This is a genomic window from Synechococcus sp. WC101 (assembly GCF_047461555.1).
In the GTDB taxonomy this organism is placed as follows: domain Bacteria; phylum Cyanobacteriota; class Cyanobacteriia; order Thermostichales; family Thermostichaceae; genus Thermostichus.
This window is the reverse complement of the sequence record NZ_JANSHG010000043.1, coordinates 1-16,207: the sequence shown is the minus strand read 5'-3', so window position 1 is coordinate 16,207 and position 16,207 is coordinate 1. Positions and strand designations below refer to the sequence as shown.

General features: G+C 60.5%; 17 protein-coding genes. 15 read left to right on the top strand and 2 right to left on the bottom strand.

Going from position 1 to position 16,207, the window contains the following annotated elements:
- Window positions 1-10: 10 nt before the first annotated feature.
- From NW809_RS04685 to NW809_RS04630, 12 genes are all read left to right on the top strand, one after another.
- Window positions 11-1,006 (top strand): DNA-directed RNA polymerase subunit alpha, encoded by a 996-nt coding sequence (locus tag NW809_RS04685; protein WP_011430297.1) that lies wholly within the window; start codon window positions 11-13, stop codon window positions 1,004-1,006.
- 72 nt (window positions 1,007-1,078) lie between these two features.
- The gene (gene rplQ / locus NW809_RS04680) at window positions 1,079-1,429 is read left to right on the top strand and encodes a 50S ribosomal protein L17 (protein ID WP_011430296.1); all 351 of its coding nucleotides are present in this window, start codon (window positions 1,079-1,081) and stop codon (window positions 1,427-1,429) included.
- A 5-nt stretch (window positions 1,430-1,434) separates the two neighbouring features.
- Window positions 1,435-2,298 (top strand): tRNA pseudouridine(38-40) synthase TruA, encoded by an 864-nt coding sequence (gene truA, locus NW809_RS04675; RefSeq protein WP_011430295.1) that lies wholly within the window; start codon window positions 1,435-1,437, stop codon window positions 2,296-2,298.
- 56 nt (window positions 2,299-2,354) lie between these two features.
- Entirely contained in the window at window positions 2,355-2,810 is a 456-nt protein-coding gene (rplM, locus tag NW809_RS04670) for a 50S ribosomal protein L13 (RefSeq protein ID WP_011430294.1), read from the top strand.
- Window positions 2,807-3,220, top strand: coding sequence for a 30S ribosomal protein S9 (gene rpsI / locus NW809_RS04665; protein ID WP_011430293.1), 414 nt, complete (start codon window positions 2,807-2,809; stop codon window positions 3,218-3,220). Before rplM ends, rpsI begins: the two co-directional genes overlap by 4 nt.
- 77 nt (window positions 3,221-3,297) lie before the next feature.
- Complete coding sequence (rpmE, locus tag NW809_RS04660) at window positions 3,298-3,519, top strand: 50S ribosomal protein L31 (RefSeq protein ID WP_099812117.1); 222 nt, start codon at window positions 3,298-3,300, stop codon at window positions 3,517-3,519.
- 70 nt (window positions 3,520-3,589) lie between these two features.
- Entirely contained in the window at window positions 3,590-4,675 is a 1,086-nt protein-coding gene (gene prfA / locus NW809_RS04655; RefSeq protein WP_011430291.1) for a peptide chain release factor 1, read from the top strand.
- 74 nt (window positions 4,676-4,749) lie between these two features.
- A complete protein-coding gene (gene acnB, locus NW809_RS04650; protein ID WP_414401633.1) occupies window positions 4,750-7,383 on the top strand; it encodes a bifunctional aconitate hydratase 2/2-methylisocitrate dehydratase in 2,634 nt (877 codons plus the stop codon).
- A gap of 75 nt (window positions 7,384-7,458) precedes the next feature.
- Window positions 7,459-7,752, top strand: coding sequence for a PepSY domain-containing protein (locus NW809_RS04645; RefSeq protein ID WP_099812119.1), 294 nt, complete (start codon window positions 7,459-7,461; stop codon window positions 7,750-7,752).
- Window positions 7,753-7,936: 184 nt separating this feature from the next.
- Window positions 7,937-8,377: an Hsp20/alpha crystallin family protein gene (locus tag NW809_RS04640; RefSeq protein ID WP_099883961.1), complete on the top strand. Its 441-nt coding sequence runs from the start codon at window positions 7,937-7,939 to the stop codon at window positions 8,375-8,377.
- A 229-nt stretch (window positions 8,378-8,606) separates the two neighbouring features.
- Complete coding sequence (locus NW809_RS04635) at window positions 8,607-9,749, top strand: ABC transporter ATP-binding protein (protein WP_414347029.1); 1,143 nt, start codon at window positions 8,607-8,609, stop codon at window positions 9,747-9,749.
- 39 nt (window positions 9,750-9,788) lie between these two features.
- Window positions 9,789-11,057 (top strand): class I SAM-dependent methyltransferase, encoded by a 1,269-nt coding sequence (locus tag NW809_RS04630; RefSeq protein WP_414401632.1) that lies wholly within the window; start codon window positions 9,789-9,791, stop codon window positions 11,055-11,057.
- 2 nt (window positions 11,058-11,059) lie between these two features.
- Here the strand turns inward: NW809_RS04630 and NW809_RS04625 are convergent, their stop codons facing one another.
- Both NW809_RS04625 and NW809_RS04620 read right to left on the bottom strand, forming a co-directional pair.
- Window positions 11,060-11,908 carry a hypothetical protein gene (locus tag NW809_RS04625; RefSeq protein ID WP_414401631.1) on the bottom strand — a complete coding sequence of 283 codons (849 nt, stop codon included), beginning with the start codon at window positions 11,906-11,908 and terminating at the stop codon, window positions 11,060-11,062.
- Window positions 11,909-11,923: 15 nt separating this feature from the next.
- Window positions 11,924-12,532, bottom strand: a complete 609-nt coding sequence (locus tag NW809_RS04620; RefSeq protein ID WP_414401630.1) for a hypothetical protein — start codon at window positions 12,530-12,532, stop codon at window positions 11,924-11,926.
- Window positions 12,533-12,688: 156 nt separating this feature from the next.
- Between NW809_RS04620 and NW809_RS04615 the strand changes: the two genes are divergently transcribed.
- The 3 genes from NW809_RS04615 to NW809_RS04605 form a co-directional block, all read left to right on the top strand.
- Entirely contained in the window at window positions 12,689-13,882 is a 1,194-nt protein-coding gene (locus NW809_RS04615; protein WP_414401634.1) for an RNA-guided endonuclease InsQ/TnpB family protein, read from the top strand.
- An 84-nt stretch (window positions 13,883-13,966) separates the two neighbouring features.
- Window positions 13,967-15,481: an FkbM family methyltransferase gene (locus NW809_RS04610; RefSeq protein ID WP_414401629.1), complete on the top strand. Its 1,515-nt coding sequence runs from the start codon at window positions 13,967-13,969 to the stop codon at window positions 15,479-15,481.
- A 26-nt stretch (window positions 15,482-15,507) separates the two neighbouring features.
- Window positions 15,508-16,207: FkbM family methyltransferase (locus NW809_RS04605; RefSeq protein WP_414401628.1), on the top strand; the 700-nt coding region annotated here is incomplete at its 3' end.

Genomic DNA, 16,207 nt, shown 5'->3' with positions numbered 1-16,207 from the left:
GGGCTACTCTATGATGCAGACCAGCCGAACCCTCCACAATCTGGGCAGCAAAGCCGCTTCTAGTGCTGCTCCCTACCAGACCGAGTGCGTCGAATCCCATCAGGAAGCCAATGGCGTTCACTACGGCAAATTTGCCCTGGGGCCACTGGAGCGGGGTCAAGGGATCACGGTGGGCAACGCCCTGCGGCGGGTGTTGCTCTCCAACCTAGAAGGGACGGCAGTAACCGCTGTACGCATTGCCGGGGTGACCCACGAGTTTTCCACGGTGCCGGGGGTGCGGGAAGACGTGATGGAGATCCTACTCAACATGAAGGAGCTGGTGCTGCGCTCCAACGCTCCCGACACGCAGGTGGGCCGTTTGGTGGCACAAGGGCCGGGAGAGGTGACCGCCGAGAAGCTGCAATTGCCCAGCGAGGTGGAAGTGATCAACCCCCGCCATCACATTGCAACCTTGGCGGAAGGGGCGATCCTGGAAATGGAGTTCATGATTGGCCGCGGACGTGGCTACCGTGCCGTCGATTACTCCGACAGCAAATCGATGGCCATCGACTTTCTCCAGATCGACTCCGTCTTCATGCCGGTGCGCAAAGTCAACTACACCGTTGAGGCGGCGCGGGTGGGACAATCTCTGGAAAAAGATCGCCTAATTTTGGAGATTTGGACCAACGGCAGCCTCACCCCCCAGGAGGCCCTCAGCCAGGCGGCTCGCATTTTGGTGGGCCTGTTCTCGCCGCTGCAGGAGGTCAGCTTCGACACCCCGCCAGAGCCCCGGCAAGCTGAGGATAACCAGAAGAACCAGATCCCCATCGAAGAGCTGCAGCTCTCGGTACGGGCTTACAACTGCCTGAAGCGCGCTCAAATCAATACGGTGGCGGATCTATTGGTTTATACCGAAGAGGATTTGCTGGAGATCAAAAACTTCGGCCAAAAATCCGCGGAAGAGGTGGTGCAAGCTTTGAAGAACCGCCTAGGCCTAACCTTGCCCCGCGAAAGGAGCAAGACGTAGAGCCTTGCCGGCTCGCTGCGGCAAAACCGGTCAACATCTCCACAGGACACAAGATAAAAGGCAGAGGCTACTATGCGTCACCGCCGTCGTACCCCTCACCTCAACAAGCCCGCCGACCAGCGCAAGGCCCTGATGCGGGCGCTGACCACGGCCCTGCTGCGGGAAGGGCGGATCACGACCACCAAAGCCCGCGCCAAAGCCATTCGCGCCACCACTGAGAAAATGATCACCCTGGCCAAGGACGGCTCTCTGGCAGCGCGGCGGCAGGCCCTGGCCTACATCTATGACAAGGAGCTGGTGCGCTCCCTGTTTGAGCAAGCGCCGGAGCGCTACCGCGATCGGCCTGGGGGCTACACCCGCATCCTGCGCACGGTGCGTCGACGGGGCGACGGGGCAGAAATGGCGGTCATCGAGTTGGTGTAGGCCCCATGCAGAGCCGTCGCATTGCCCTGAAAATTCAGTACCTCGGCAGCGGCTTTCGCGGCTGGCAGCGGCAAGCGGGCCACCGCACCGTGCAAGGGGTACTGGAGGAGGCGATTGCGTTGCGGGCCGGGCACCCGGTGGCCCTCTACGGGGCAGGTCGCACCGATACGGGGGTTCATGCCTCGGGCCAGGTGGCCCACTTCGACACCACCTCTGGCATCCCGCCGACGGAGTGGGCGCGGGTGCTCAACGACTGTCTGCCGGAAGATGTGGTGGTATTGGCTTCCGCTCAGGTGCCCGATTTCTGGCATGCCCGCTTTTCGGCTCGCTGGCGCCGCTATCGCTACTTGATCCTGAACCGGGAGCTGCCGGATGTGTTCTGGCGCCTCTTTAGCTGGCAGGTGCGCTGGCCTTTGCAGGTGGAGCCGATGGCGGAGGCCCTCAACTCTCTTCTGGGCGAGCACAGCCTAGAAGCCTTTCGCCGCCGGGGATCCGACCGGCCCCACTCGCGGGTGCAGGTGCAGGAGGTGCTCTGCCAGCGGCTGGGGGATCTCATCAGCATCGAGGTGCAGGCCAGCGGCTTTCTCTACCGCATGATGCGGCTGCTGGTGGGATCCCTGGAGGTGGTGGGCCGTGGCGAGATCAGCCCACAACAATTTGTCCACCTCTGGCAACACAACGACTGGAGCCGGATGCGCACCCGCTACAGCGCCCCTCCGCAAGGGCTGTGCCTGGTGGATGTGGGCTATGCTGGGGATCCCTTTGGCCGCCGCTTCGCTCACTCGCCGCCCTTTTGGGCCTTGCCCCTGCAGGGGTTGCCCAAAACCCCCGATTGGTCGGCGGCTTTGTGTGTTTCTTCCCTGGCCTAGGCGTTTTCTTGTCCATTCCATATTCCATTCTGCGGTTGATGTCATCCTTGGCTGCCATGAACACAACTCCCGTTCCTCCCCCCGAAACTCTAACCCCTCGCTGGTATCTGGTGGACGCTGCCAACCAGCGCCTCGGCCGCTTGGCCGTGGTTGTGGCCAAGCTCCTGCGGGGCAAGCACAAACCCAACTTCACCCCTCACCTGGATACGGGGGACTACGTGATCGTGATCAACGCCGAGAAAGTGGTGGTCACCGGCAAAAAGCGCACCCAAAAGCTCTACCGCCGCCACTCTGGCCGTCCCGGCGGCATGAAAGTCGAGACTTTTGCCCAACTGCAAGCTCGCCTGCCGGAGCGGGTGATTGAGAAAGCAGTGAAGGGGATGTTGCCCCACACCCGCCTGGGCCGGCGGCAATTCACCAAGCTAAAAGTGTACGCCGGGCCCCACCACCCCCACGAGGCCCAGCAACCTCAGGTTTACCCCATCCACACGATCCCAGGAGCCAAAGTATGACCCAAGCAGCCAGCAGCCAACGAGCCGTCTACTGGGGAACCGGACGCCGCAAAACGGCTGTCGCCCGCGTGCGCCTGGTGCCCGGCACCGGCAAGCTGATCATCAACGACAGGCCCGGCGACCAATACCTGCAATACCAGGAGGCGCTACTGGCCAGTGTGAAAGCGCCGTTGGAGCTCCTCGGCCTAGAGAACTCCTACGACATCTTGGTGCGGGCTCATGGCGGCGGCGTCCACGGTCAGGCCGATGCCATCAAGTTGGGCGTGGCGCGCGCCCTCTGCGAGGTGGATCCGGCTAACCGCGGCCCCCTCAAGACAGAGGGCTACCTAAAACGGGATCCGCGCGCCGTGGAACGGAAGAAATATGGCCTACGCAAGGCCCGCAAGGCTCCCCAGTACTCGAAGCGCTAGGGATCCCTGCCATTGCTTTTTCAAGTTAGATGTTGATAGACAAGGGTATAGGAACAGGCCCAGAGGAGGAGATTGCCATGCCCAAAAAAGGAATACACCCCCAGTGGTATCCCGAAGCCAAAGTCATCTGCAACGGCGAAGTGGTGATGACAGTGGGATCCACCAAGCCGGAGCTGAAGGTCGATGTTTGGTCGGGCAACCATCCCTTTTTCACCGGCAGCCAGAAGATCATTGACAGCGAAGGCCGCGTGGACAAGTTCATGCGCAAGTACGGCATGGGCGGCAAGAAAGCTAAGTAGCCGAGCTTCAATCTGAGTTTCTTTTCTGCCTTGCTGGGCATTGCTGTGAGTCTTCGCTGACACTGGATCTATGGCCTCTGCTCAACTCATCGAGCAGCTTAAAAACGTTGAAGCCACCTTTCAGGAGCTGACGGTACGTCTGGCCGATCCCGATGTGGCGACCGATCCGGCTGAGCTGCAGCGGATTGCCAAGGCCCGCTCCTCCCTAGAAGCCACCGTCCAGACCTTTCACGAGTGGCAAAAGCTCACTCGCGAGCTGAAGCAGACGGAAGAGCTGCTGCGGGAGGTGGCTTCCGACGACCCAGAGCTGGAGGCGATGGCCAGGGCAGAACTGGAGCAACTGCGCGTCCGCCAAGAACAACTGGAGGAAAAGCTGACCCTGCTGCTGCTGCCCCGGGATCCCAACGACGAGAAAAACATTATGTTGGAAATCCGCGCCGGCACCGGCGGCGAGGAGGCGGCCCTGTGGGCGGCGGATTTGGCCCGCATGTACACCCGCTACGCCGAGAAGATGGGCTGGTCGGTGCGCCTGGCCAGCCTCTCGGAAGGAGAGATGGGAGGCTACAAAGAGGCCATCCTGGAAATTCGCGGGGATCAGGTCTACAGCAAGCTGAAGTTCGAGGCCGGCGTGCATCGGGTGCAGCGGGTGCCCGTGACAGAGGCCCAGGGGCGCGTCCACACCTCGACGGCCACGGTGGCGGTGATGCCGGAAGTGGACGAGGTGGAGGTGGTGATCGACCCGAAGGACATCGAGATCAAGACGGCGCGCTCCGGCGGGGCGGGCGGCCAAAACGTGAACAAGGTGGAAACGGCGGTGGACCTCCTCCACAAGCCCACCGGCATCCGCGTGTTTTGTACCGAGGAGCGCTCCCAGCTGCAGAACCGGCAGCGGGCGATGCAGATTTTGCGGGCCAAGCTCTACGAGATGAAGCTGCAGGAGCAACAGGCCTCCATCAGCTCCGCCCGTCGCATGCAGGTGGGAACGGGATCGCGGTCGGAAAAAATTCGCACCTACAACTACAAAGACAACCGGGTTACCGATCACCGCCTCAACCAGAACTTCCTGCTCGAGCCAATTTTGGAAGGGGAGCTGGACGAGTTGATCCAGGCTTGTATTGGCCTATACCAAAAAGAGCTGTTGGCGGAGCTATCCTGAGGGAGCAGAGCTGGCTGCTGCCGAGCTGGCGGTAGAATGAATACCCACATCGAGTGACCTAAGGAATCCTCCCCATGCTGGCCGAGTACCGCCAACATGCTGCTGCCCGCGCGGCTCAAGGGATCCCGCCGCTGCCCTTGAACGCCGCCCAGACCAGCCAGGTGTGCGAGCTGCTCAAGGATCCCCCCGCCGGCGAAGAGGCCTTTTTGTTGCATCTGCTTACAGAGCGGGTGCCGCCGGGGGTGGACGAAGCGGCCTATGTGAAGGCGGGCTTTTTGGCCGCTGTGGCTAAGGAAGAAGTGCACTCGCCCCTCATTACCCCCCTGCGGGCGGTAGAGCTCTTGGGCACGATGCTGGGGGGCTACAACGTCCAGGTGTTGCTGGAGCTGCTGCAGGATGAGCGACCGGAAATTGCCACCGCAGCGGCCCGCGCCCTCAGCCACACGCTGCTGGTTTTCGACGCCTTCCACGACGTGCTGGAGCTGAGCCAAGCGGGCAACGCCTATGCCCGACAGGTGCTCCACTCTTGGGCGGAAGGGGAGTGGTTCACCGCCAGGCCGCCCCTGGCCGAGGCGATCACGGCGACGGTGTTCAAAATTGCCGGCGAGATCAACACCGACGACCTCTCCCCGGCCGCCCACGCCACCACCCGCCCCGATATTCCCCTTCATGCCCAGAGCATGCTGGAATCGCGGGCGCCGGGAGCGATAGCAGCCATTGCCGAGCTGAAGCGCCGCGGCCATCCGGTGGCCTTTGTGGGGGATGTGGTGGGCACGGGATCTTCCCGCAAGTCCGCCCTTAATTCCCTGCTCTGGCACATCGGCCACGACATTCCCTATGTGCCCAACAAGCGGGCCGGCGGGGTGATTCTGGGGGGCACGATCGCGCCCATTTTCTTCACCACCGCCGAAGATGCCGGCGCCCTGCCCATCCAGTGCGATGTCTCCTGCCTGGAGACGGGCATGGTAGTGACGATCTACCCCTACGAGGGCGTTATCCGCTCTGAGGATGGCCAAGTCCTCACCACCTTTTCCCTGCAGCCTGTGACGCTGCCCGACGAGGTGCGGGCCGGGGGCCGCATCCCTCTCTTGATTGGCCGGGCCCTTACCGACAAAACCCGCCAGGCCCTGGGGCTGGATCCCTCCCCCCTGTTCATTCGCCCCACCCCGCCCGCCGACACGGGCAAGGGCTATACCCTGGCCCAGAAAATCGTCGGCAAAGCCTGCGGGCTGCCCGGAGTGCGCCCCGGCACCAGTTGCGAGCCGCTGATCACCACGGTGGGATCCCAGGACACCACCGGCCCCATGACCCGCGACGAGCTCAAGGAATTGGCCTGTCTGGGCTTCAGCGCCGACCTGGTGCTGCAGAGCTTCTGCCACACCGCCGCCTATCCCAAGCCGGTGGATATCCAGGTTCACAAAGAGCTGCCCGACTTTTTTGCCTCGCGGGGAGGTGTCGTCCTGCGGCCGGGCGACGGCATCATCCACTCCTGGCTCAACCGCATGCTGCTGCCGGATACTGTTGGCACCGGGGGCGACTCCCACACCCGCTTCCCTTTGGGCATTTCCTTCCCGGCTGGCTCTGGGCTGGTGGCCTTTGCCGCCGCCATGGGGGTGATGCCCCTGAATATGCCGGAGTCGGTGCTGGTGCGCTTTAAGGGGGAACTGCAGCCCGGGATCACCCTGCGGGACATTGTCCACGCCATCCCCTACGTGGCCATCCAGCGGGGGCTGCTCACCGTCGAGAAGCAGGGCAAGAAAAACGTCTTTGCCGGGCGAATTATGGAGATCGAGGGCCTGCCCAACTTGAAGGTGGAGCAAGCCTTCGAGTTCACCGACGCCTCGGCGGAACGCAACTGCGCCGCTTGCACCATCCAGCTGAGCGTCGAGACGGTTGCCGAGTACCTGCGCTCCAACGTGGTGCTGCTGAAAAACCTGATCGCCCGCGGCTATCGGGATGCGAGAACCCTGCTGCGGCGCATCGCCAAGATGGAGGCCTGGCTGGCCAACCCCACCCTGATGGAGGCGGATCCCGATGCCGAATACGCTGCCGTGCTCGAGATCGACCTCAGCGCCATCAGCGAGCCGATCGTCTGTGCCCCCAACGATCCCGACAAGGTGATGACCCTGAGCGAAGTCCACGCCCAGCACGCGGCCGGCAACCCCGACACACCCATCCACATCGACGAGGTGTTCATCGGCTCCTGCATGACCAACATTGGCCACTACCGCGCCGCCGCCAAGATTTTGGAAGGCCAGGGGCGGGCCAAGGTGCGCCAATTTTGGATCTGTCCTCCCACCCGCATGGACGAGGCGCAACTGCGCGCCGAAGGGGTGTACGGCACCTTTGCCGCTGCCGGGGCGAGGACGGAGATGCCCGGCTGCAGCCTGTGCATGGGCAACCAGGCGCGGGTGGCAGACGGGGCCACGGTTATGTCCACCTCCACCCGCAACTTCAACAACCGCATGGGCAAAGACGCGCGGGTCTATCTGGGATCCGCCGAGCTGGCTGCCGCCTGCGCCCTCTTGGGCCGGATCCCTACCCCTGAGGAATACCGGGAGATCGTCGCCACCAAGATCCAGCCCTTTGCCGGCGAGCTGTACCGCTACCTCAACTTCCACGAGATCCCCGGCTTTGAGGACGAAGGGCGGGTCATCCCCCGCGAGCAAATGCCCAAGCTGGAGGAAGCCCTCGGGATCCGTCCCTAGACCCAGGGGGGCTTGGCAGCTTGGGCTGCCCTGCTACCATGGCAAGGTGGTGGCCTTAGCCTTGGAGAAACCCTGATGGCCCCGCCTCGAAAACTCGCCCGCCAGATCCACCGCGCCCTGGCCCCCATCCTGGCTCTGCCCTTGGTGGTAACGGTGGTAACGGGATCCCTTTACCAAATTGCCCGCCTCAACGACAACTTCGACTACTACTGGCTGATCCAAATCCACAAAGGGCAATGGGGGCCTCTGGATCTGCAGGCCGTCTACCCGTTCTTAAACGGCTTGGGGCTGTTGCTGATGGTGGCTACCGGCCTGAGTTTGTGGCTGCAGACGAGATCCCACCGCCCCCCCAAGCGCACCGATTCCTGACAGCTTTCTCCTATTCCTTGGGCGAGAAAATACCCCCATCGATTTCCAGAAAACTCGCCCTCTTGAGCCAGCCAGATCACTTATCCTAATGTACAGAGGCTAGGCTAAAGCCTGGTGAGTAAATCTTAACTTAAAGAGAAGCTAACCAAAAGTTAACCAAAATCTGCTCAGGAGGTGGATAGATATGGCTCTGGTTCGCTGGGATCCCTTTCGGGAAATTGACGAAATTCAACGGGAAATGAACCGGATGTTTGACCGGCTGATGGCTCGCCCCGCCGAGACCGATGCCTATACTTTTGTGCCGGCGGTGGAAATGCACGATGATCCGGAAACCATTACCCTGAAACTGGAGCTGCCCGGCTTGAACCCCAACGATCTGGACATCCAGGCGACGGCAGAAGCGGTCTCCATCAGCGGCGAGCGGCGCTTTGAAAAACGCTCCGAAGACAAGGGCGTAACCCGCACCGAGTTCCGCTACGGGCGCTTCCAACGGGTGATCCCGCTGCCCAACCGGATCAAGCACGATCAGGTGAAAGCGGAATACAAAGATGGGATCCTCACCCTGACTCTGCCCAAGGCGGACTCCGAAAAAGCCCAAGTGGTCAAAGTGAACGTTGTCTCCTAAGGGGGGGAGGCGAGCGCCACTTTTGGCTTAACAAGATCCAGATCCCAGAGGTAGGCTCGTGGCCTACCTTTTTGGGTTTTTTGGCTTTTCGATCCTCAACTCCCCTCTCCCTCTGGGAGAGGGGCTGGGGGTGAGGGCGACCCCAGCTTACTCCAGCCCAGGGATCCGATTTGACCTCTGCCCCTAGGGTTGGATAAGTTTGAGGGCGAAGTGGCTGGGGAGCGAGAGCATGGCCAGCGTGACCTACGAACACGTTACCAAGCGCTACGGCGACACCACTGCCGTCCACGACCTGAACATCGCCATCGAAGACGGGGAATTTCTCGTCTTCGTCGGTCCCTCCGGCTGCGGCAAAACCACCTCTTTGCGCATGCTGGCCGGACTGGAAGAGGTGAGCGCCGGCTCCATCTACATCGGCGACCGAGTGGTCAACGATATCCCCCCCAAGGATCGGGATATCGCCATGGTCTTCCAGTCCTACGCCCTCTACCCCCACATGACCGTGGCCGAGAACATGGCCTTTGGCCTCAAGCTGCGCGGCCTGCCCAAAGCAGAGATCGAAAGCCGCGTCCGGGGGGTGGCCAAGCGGCTGGGGATCGAACACCTGCTCCACCGCAAGCCCAAGGAACTTTCCGGTGGGCAACGGCAGCGGGTGGCCGTCGGGCGGGCCATTGTGCGCAACCCGGCGGTGTTTTTGATGGATGAGCCCCTCTCCAACCTCGACGCCAAGCTGCGGGTGCAGGCGCGGGCCGAGATCAGCAAGTTGCACATGCAACTGGGCACCACCTTCATCTACGTCACCCACGACCAGGTGGAAGCCATGACCATGGGCAACCGCATCGCCGTCATGAAAGATGGCCGCCTGCAGCAGGTGGATACTCCCCAGGCCCTCTACAGCCGCCCCGCCAACCTGTTTGTGGCCGGCTTCATCGGCAGCCCTGCCATGAACTTCTTCCAGGCCAAGCTGCGGGAACAAGAGGGCACCCTCTGGGTCGATACCGGCGCCTTCCGCCTGCCCATCCCCCCTCACCAGGCGGATCCCTATCGGCCCCACGCCGGCCAGCCGGTCATCTTCGGCATCCGCCCGGAAAACATCCACGATCCCCAGTACCAACCCCCAGGGATCCAGCCCGCCCGCGTGCGGGCCAAAGTCTCGGTCGCCGAGCAGATGGGCAGCGAGGTCATCCTCCACCTCAGCGCCGCTGACCCCGAAGGGATCCTCCCCGAGCAGGAGTTTGTGGCCCGCGTGGATCCCCGCACCGAGCTGCGCGTCAACCAATGGGCCGAAGTGGTCTTCGACATGGATCGCTTCCACCTTTTTGATCCCCAGACCGAAGAGCGGCTGGGATCAACACAGGCCCTGTTCAGTTAAGGATTGGCTACCATAAGCTCCAGAGAAAAAGGGATCCCTATGCCGGAGCAATCTGCCTCGAAGTTGGTGCAGGCGCAGTTTGACGAATTTCCCTATCCCAACGTCCCCATTGAGCAGACGGTTACGGATACCTTTGCCCTGTTTGCCAACAGCTACACCACCGCCTGCTATGTACGAGAGCGCAAGGTGGTCAAACCCGAAGGCAAAGTGATGCTCAACGCCGGCTGCGGCTCCGGCTGGGAAACCCTGGTCCTGGCCACGGCCAACCCAGGCGCTTCTTTTGTTGGGGTGGATATCTCGCCGAAATCGCTGGAGATGGCCCGGCAGCGCTTCGAGTTCCACCAGATCGCGGATGTGCGCTTCGAGGTGGCAGATATCACCGACCTGAGAGCCGTGGGGGAGCAGTTTGATTTTATCGCCTGCAACGACGTGCTCTACCTGCTGGAAGACCCGGTGGCCGGCCTCAAAGGCATGCGCCAGGTGCTCAAACCGGAGGGCATTATCCGCACCAACGTCCACAGCCTCTATCAGCGGCAGTTTATTTTCAACATGCAAGATGCCATGGAGCTGCTGGGGGTGATGGACGAGCCCGCTGCCAAGGCTGTCCCCATCCTCAGGGAGCTGATGGATGCTCTCCACGAAGGCAGCTTCGTCAAAAGCCACTGGAAGGGGGACGCCATCAAAACCACCAACGGGATCCTGGCCAACTTCCTGCTGCGCAGCGACAAAGGCTTTACGGTGCCCCAGGTGTTTGAGATGCTGCGCCAGGCCGGGCTGGAGTTCATCAGCATGGTCAACTGGCAGCAGTGGAAGCTGGAGCGAGTCCTCACCAAGCCAGTTCCCTATACCCTACGCCACCTTAAAAAGCTCAGCCAAGAGGAGCTGCTGCACTTTATCGAGCTGATCTTTCCCAACCTAACCCGGCTGATTGATTTTTGGTGCGGCCACCCACGCCCCAGTCCAGCACCTCCCTTTACGCCAGAAGAATGGCGGGAGGGATCTGTGCAAGCCCACCCCCTGCTGCTGCGGCTCAATGCCAGAGTTGCCTTCGAGAATGCCATCCGCGACAATGGCCCGGTCAACATCAACGGCTGGCCGGGATCTGAAGGCAACATTGTCATCGATCCCTTCTCGGTGCGCTGGCTGATCGACATCTTTGGGGAGGAGCCTGTACCGGTGCAGGCGCTGGCGGCCAAGGCCCTAGATCTCATGGACTGGACTCCCGAGGAGGCCTTTAACCAAGTGGTGGCCAACCTCAAGTTCCTGGAAGAGCGGCTGGTGGTGTTGTTGCACTCGCCTTTGCGCTAGGTTCAGGGAGAAGAGCTGGCGGCCTGCACCACCCGGATGCGCTCAGCCCGGATGGCCGCTGGGATCCGTCCTTTGGCGTCGGCATTGACAGCAAAGCGCACCTTGCCCTCCATCTCCACCTCATCCCCTGGGCGCAGCTCCAGCCAGCTGGCAGAGCGGCCAAGGCGAGTCACTTGCACCTCCTCAGCAGGAACCACCGAGACCCACGTGCCCGCGTAGCGCTCCAAGCTGGGGCTGACTTTTTCCAAGTTGACCCCAATCCAGCCCTCCTTGCGGTTGAGAAGTCGCACCGTCCCAGTTAGTTGGAAAGGCTGTGCTTCTTCCGCTAACTTGATTGGCTCGTAGAGAACCTCTGTATTTAAAGGCTGCAGCCGAGCCAACTCCACCCGCCACCCTTGAGCCTGGCGATAGAGGGTAACCTCCATAACTGCGCGCAGCCGACCCTCCGGCAAAGGCTCGTAGAAGCCCAACTGAGAGCGAAAAGGGCGAAACCGGGGATCCTCCCGATCCGGCTCTGTTAAAAATCGTTGCAGCTCCTCGGCAGTGAACTGGAAACGCAAAGTCGGCACCACCGCTTCTGGCTTCAGGATTGCCTCCACCCGGAAAATGGCCGTATTGCCCACCGCTTGAATGGGGGTGAGGGTAAACTCCTCCGCTGAGGGCCACGATTGGTCCAAGGCCCCTGGCGGGATCCCTCTCAACAGCCGCGGCGTCAGCAGGGATTCTGCTGTGGCAAAGTCCCGCTTGTTGGCCGCCTGCACAAACACCTGCAGCGTCTCTTTGGCGGTTTGGGGTTGCCCGCAGCCACTTAGCAAGAGCAGGGCCAGCAAGAACCAGGGTTTTTTCAGCACCTTTCCCTCGCCACTTCACTGCTGATTTTTGGCAGGTTGCCCAGCCTCTGTCGGAGAGGGAGAGGGCTTGGGATCCGCCGACTCTTCTGCCTTTTCCGGCTGGGATCCCTCTGCAGGGGGCTTGTCTGGCTGCCACACTTCAATTCGCCAGCCGCGGTCTTGCTGGTAGAGGGTGATCTTGACGCGGGAGGTCACCGTGTCTCCCTCCAGGCGCAGACCCACCAACTGAGGGGCCAACTGCTGATAGGTGGGATCCGCCAGATCCGGCTTGGTCAGGTACTTCCGCAACGTCAAGGGATCCAGCCCCAGGCGCTGGGCCGCATCCTCCAGCGAGTCTGTGCCCTCCACCCACACGTAGGCCGTCTTCCCGGTCACCTCTTGGTTGCGCACCTGCACGTTTTTCCCCGCCATGCCCCAAGCTGAAGGCAGGGATCCCGGCCGGAGGGCATTGCTGAAGCGCTCCGTCAGGTAGCTGTCTGCCGTGCCCCAGTCCCCCTTCTCGGCAGCAGCGATGAAAGTGCTCACCACTTGGTCAGGAGTTTGCACAGGAGCTGCCTGCATACAACAGGCGATCCCTCCTGCCAGGGCGGCAGCAGCAATCCAGACGGGGAAACGGCGTACCATGAACATCCCTCAACCACAAGCGGCATCGCTCTCCTAGGTTACCAAACTTTTTCCGCCTTCTCTTCTGCCTGTTCAGCTAGAAATCGCAGGAGCCCCGCACTGTACCCGTAGGGTCAGTGCCGGGAGGAATGCGCTTTGATGAAGTACAATGAACTCATGAGCCAAGTCCTGACCGTCTCCTGTAAGCTCAAGGCGTCCCAGTCGCAAGCCGCCAAATTGGACGCGACGATGGATGCCTTTGTGCAGGCATTGAACTGGGTCAACCAGAACACGCCGGAGAAGATCGTCAATGCGGTCAAACTGCAATCCCTTTGCTACTACGAGATTCGCGCCCGATTCGGCTTGTCTAGCAACTTGGCCCAACAGGTCTGCAGACGGGTGGCCGGCGCCCGCAAAGTGGCGAGACAGCGCAACCGTCCAGTTAAAGAGTTCAAGCGTAGGTTCGTTACCTACGACGCACGCATCTTCTCGTTCCGTCAAAAAGACTGGACGGTGTCGCTGACCACGGTGGAAGGGAGAGAACGCTTTGAACTGGCCATTGGCAACTACCAGCGTGGGATGCTGGCTGGTTCTAACCCCAAATCGGCCACCCTAGTCCAGCGGAAGGATGGCTCCTACTCCATCCAGATTTGCGTAGAGAAAAAACCACCCAAGCAACAAGATACCGACAGGGTGATCGGGGTGGACTTTGGGAGGACGGATATTGCCCATACGTCAGACGGGGACAATTGGAATGGACAGCAGTTGAACAGAGTCCGCGACCACTACTCCCGGTTGAGGGCGGTACTCCAACGCAAAGCCAGTAAGGGCACACGCAGTTCGCGGCGCAGATGCCGTCAACTGCTGCAACGGCTGTCTGGCAAGGAGAGACGCTTTCAAGTGTGGGTCAATCATCGCATCTCCAAAGCTATTGTCTCTGGGGCAAAAGCTACCAACAGCGCTATTGCTCTGGAAGACCTGACAGGGATCCGGGAAAGGGTCAACCAACAACCCCGCAGCAAAGCCGAGCGGCGTAGGACCAACAGTTGGGCGTTCTACCAACTACGTCAGTTTCTGGAGTACAAGGCGAGGGTTGCAGGGGTTTCTCTGATTCTTGTGCCGCCCGCCTACACGTCGCAGACCTGCCACAAGTGTTTGCACATCCATCCCGATCCTGCGCAATCCTATCGCAGTGGCAAGTCGTTCAAGTGTGGGCACTGTGGATGGGAAGGGGATGCGGACTTGAATGGTGCGAATGTGATTGCGCTCTTGGGGGCTGTCGTAAACCAGCCTAGAGGTCCGGGCTTGTTTTGTTCTCTGGTAGAGCAGAACAGGCCCAGGGCTACTGAAAGCCCGCTCCGTACCGCTTAGCGGTCGGAGCCGGGTAGTTTACGGAAGACCCAGTGCAGCTCCGGCAAGGTGGTAGGATAATTCAGCAGCTTAGTTAGCGAAGCCATGGGGATCCCCACCACTGCTGATGAATACAACGAGCTGGGCATCTCTCATTGCCTGAAGGCCCAGCAAGCCAAAACCTCGCGGGAGCGACGTGCGGCTTGGGCCATGGCTCTGGCGGCCTGGCGGCAGGGTTTGGATCTCGATCCCAACCATCTCCCCTCCCAGTTCAATCGCCTCCATGCCCTTTTGGCCTTGGGAAGCAGCTACACGGCCCTCCAAGAGGGAAAAGAGCTGCTCTCCCGGCTTTTGACCCAGCGTTACCTAGAGGATCCCAGCTTGGGCCTAACCGGATCCCAGCCCAAGCTCGCTTGGGATCCCCCTCGTCTGGCTTCTGCTAGCAAAAAGGCCCGCCGCTCTTCTAAGGCCGCTTCTGCTTCCCGCCTTGGCCCCCGCGAGCGCTACCTCCACACTCTAGCCCGTTGGCTAGCCCACCACAGCGGAGTCGTTTACCGACCGGAGCCATTGCCCTACTGGCGGCTGGCTGCAGCCATTGACCCAGAGGATCTAGAGGCGCAAATGGTGGTTGCCATGAATGCGGCAGCGCAGGCGCAGCCGGAAGGGGCTTTCTTGCTGCAGAAAATAGCCGACCATTTCCCTGGGCAGAAGGACAGGGCCCTGCAAGTGCTGCAACTGGCTCTAGATCGCTATATTCCGCGGCAGGATCCCTCCAAGGCGGAGTCGGATTCAGCAGAGCAAGAGTTAGAAACGCCTCCTAACGGAGATCCAGCCTCGGAGGCGGTGGCCAGTATGGAAATTTGGACTCAGTATGAGGGGTACAAGCTAAGGCTAGAGCCAGATCTTAAAAGCATTGTGACCTTCGTCCTCCTGGCTCAAGATCGCTGGTTTGAGAGTGAAATCGAGCTGTGTCGGCAAATCCTCAAGCCGGGCATGAACGCCATTGACGTGGGGGCCAACGTTGGCGTTTATACTTTTCTATTTGCCCGCTGTGTGGGCAAGGCCGGAAAAGTCTATGCCATCGAGCCCACGCCGGGGTGTTTGCAGTGCTTGCGGGCAACGGTCGCTCAAAACAAGCTCGACCAATCCGTGCAAGTTGTGGAAGCTGCGGTAGGCGAAGAGTCCCGCGAGGTTTACCTGGTCTGTGAAGGGGCCAGCGTTTTCAACCGCATCGTCACGGATCCCATGTCGGTTGTAGAAGAAACCCGTCCGGTGCAGCAGGTTACCCTAGATGAGCTATGGATTTCAGAGGGCAGCCCCAACATTGATCTCGTCAAAATCGATGCGGAAGGGGCAGAGGTTCCTGTTTTGAAGGGCGGTAGAAAGCTCATTGAGACTTGCGCTCCGGTGATCTTGTTTGAGAATCAAAGTACCGGTCAGTTTTCCGGTTTGGAATCGGCAAAGCTTCTTGCTGAGTGGGGTTATCTTATTTATGTCTATAACCCGGTAATCCAAGATCTGAGCACTGTTCAGGCTTCTGTGCAAATGCCAACTGCGCTCAACCTGGTTGCTGTGCACCCCCGTCGGTTTTCTTGGGTGAGCGAAGCCGGTCTAATCTAGCCGTTTTCATTCTTTGGAGTAAAAAGATGCCTTTCCCGATTAGTGAGATCCTCGGCGATGACATGCCCCTGATTAGGATTGTGGACGTAGGGGCAATGCTCCTGGGCGGCGATAACTTCGACAAGCTGGTTCAGCAAGGGCATGCTCAAGTGATAGGATTTGAGCCCCAAAAAGAAGAATGCGAAAAGCTGAATGCTAGGGCTCTGGCTGAGGCTCCCCGCGCCGACCAGGTCAGACGGCAGTACTTTCCCTACTTCATTGGGGATGGATCCCGGCGCAAGTTCTATTTCACCAACACTGGCTACACCTCCTCTCTTTACGAGCCCGATCAGGAGCTGGCCCAGCATTTTGAGAACTTGGCGGAAGTTTGTCGGGTAACTCGGGTTGAGGAAGTCCAGACTACCCGCTTGGATGACATCCCCGAGCTGGGCGAAGTGGACTTTCTCAAGATCGACGTTCAAGGGGCGGAGCTGGATGTTATCCGCGGTGCCAGCAAAACCCTACAGCATGTAACTGTCATCCAAACCGAGGTGGAGTACATTCCCCTCTACAAGAATCAGCCCCTTTTTAGTGACGTGGATATTGCCCTTAGGGAGCAGGGTTTCTTGCTCCACGGCATGACGAGTAACTTTGGCGCTTGCCTTAAGCCCTTCTCGGCCAGGACCTATCGGCCCTACACGCAAGTCCTCTGGTGCGATTATGTCTACGTGAAAAACTTCATGCACT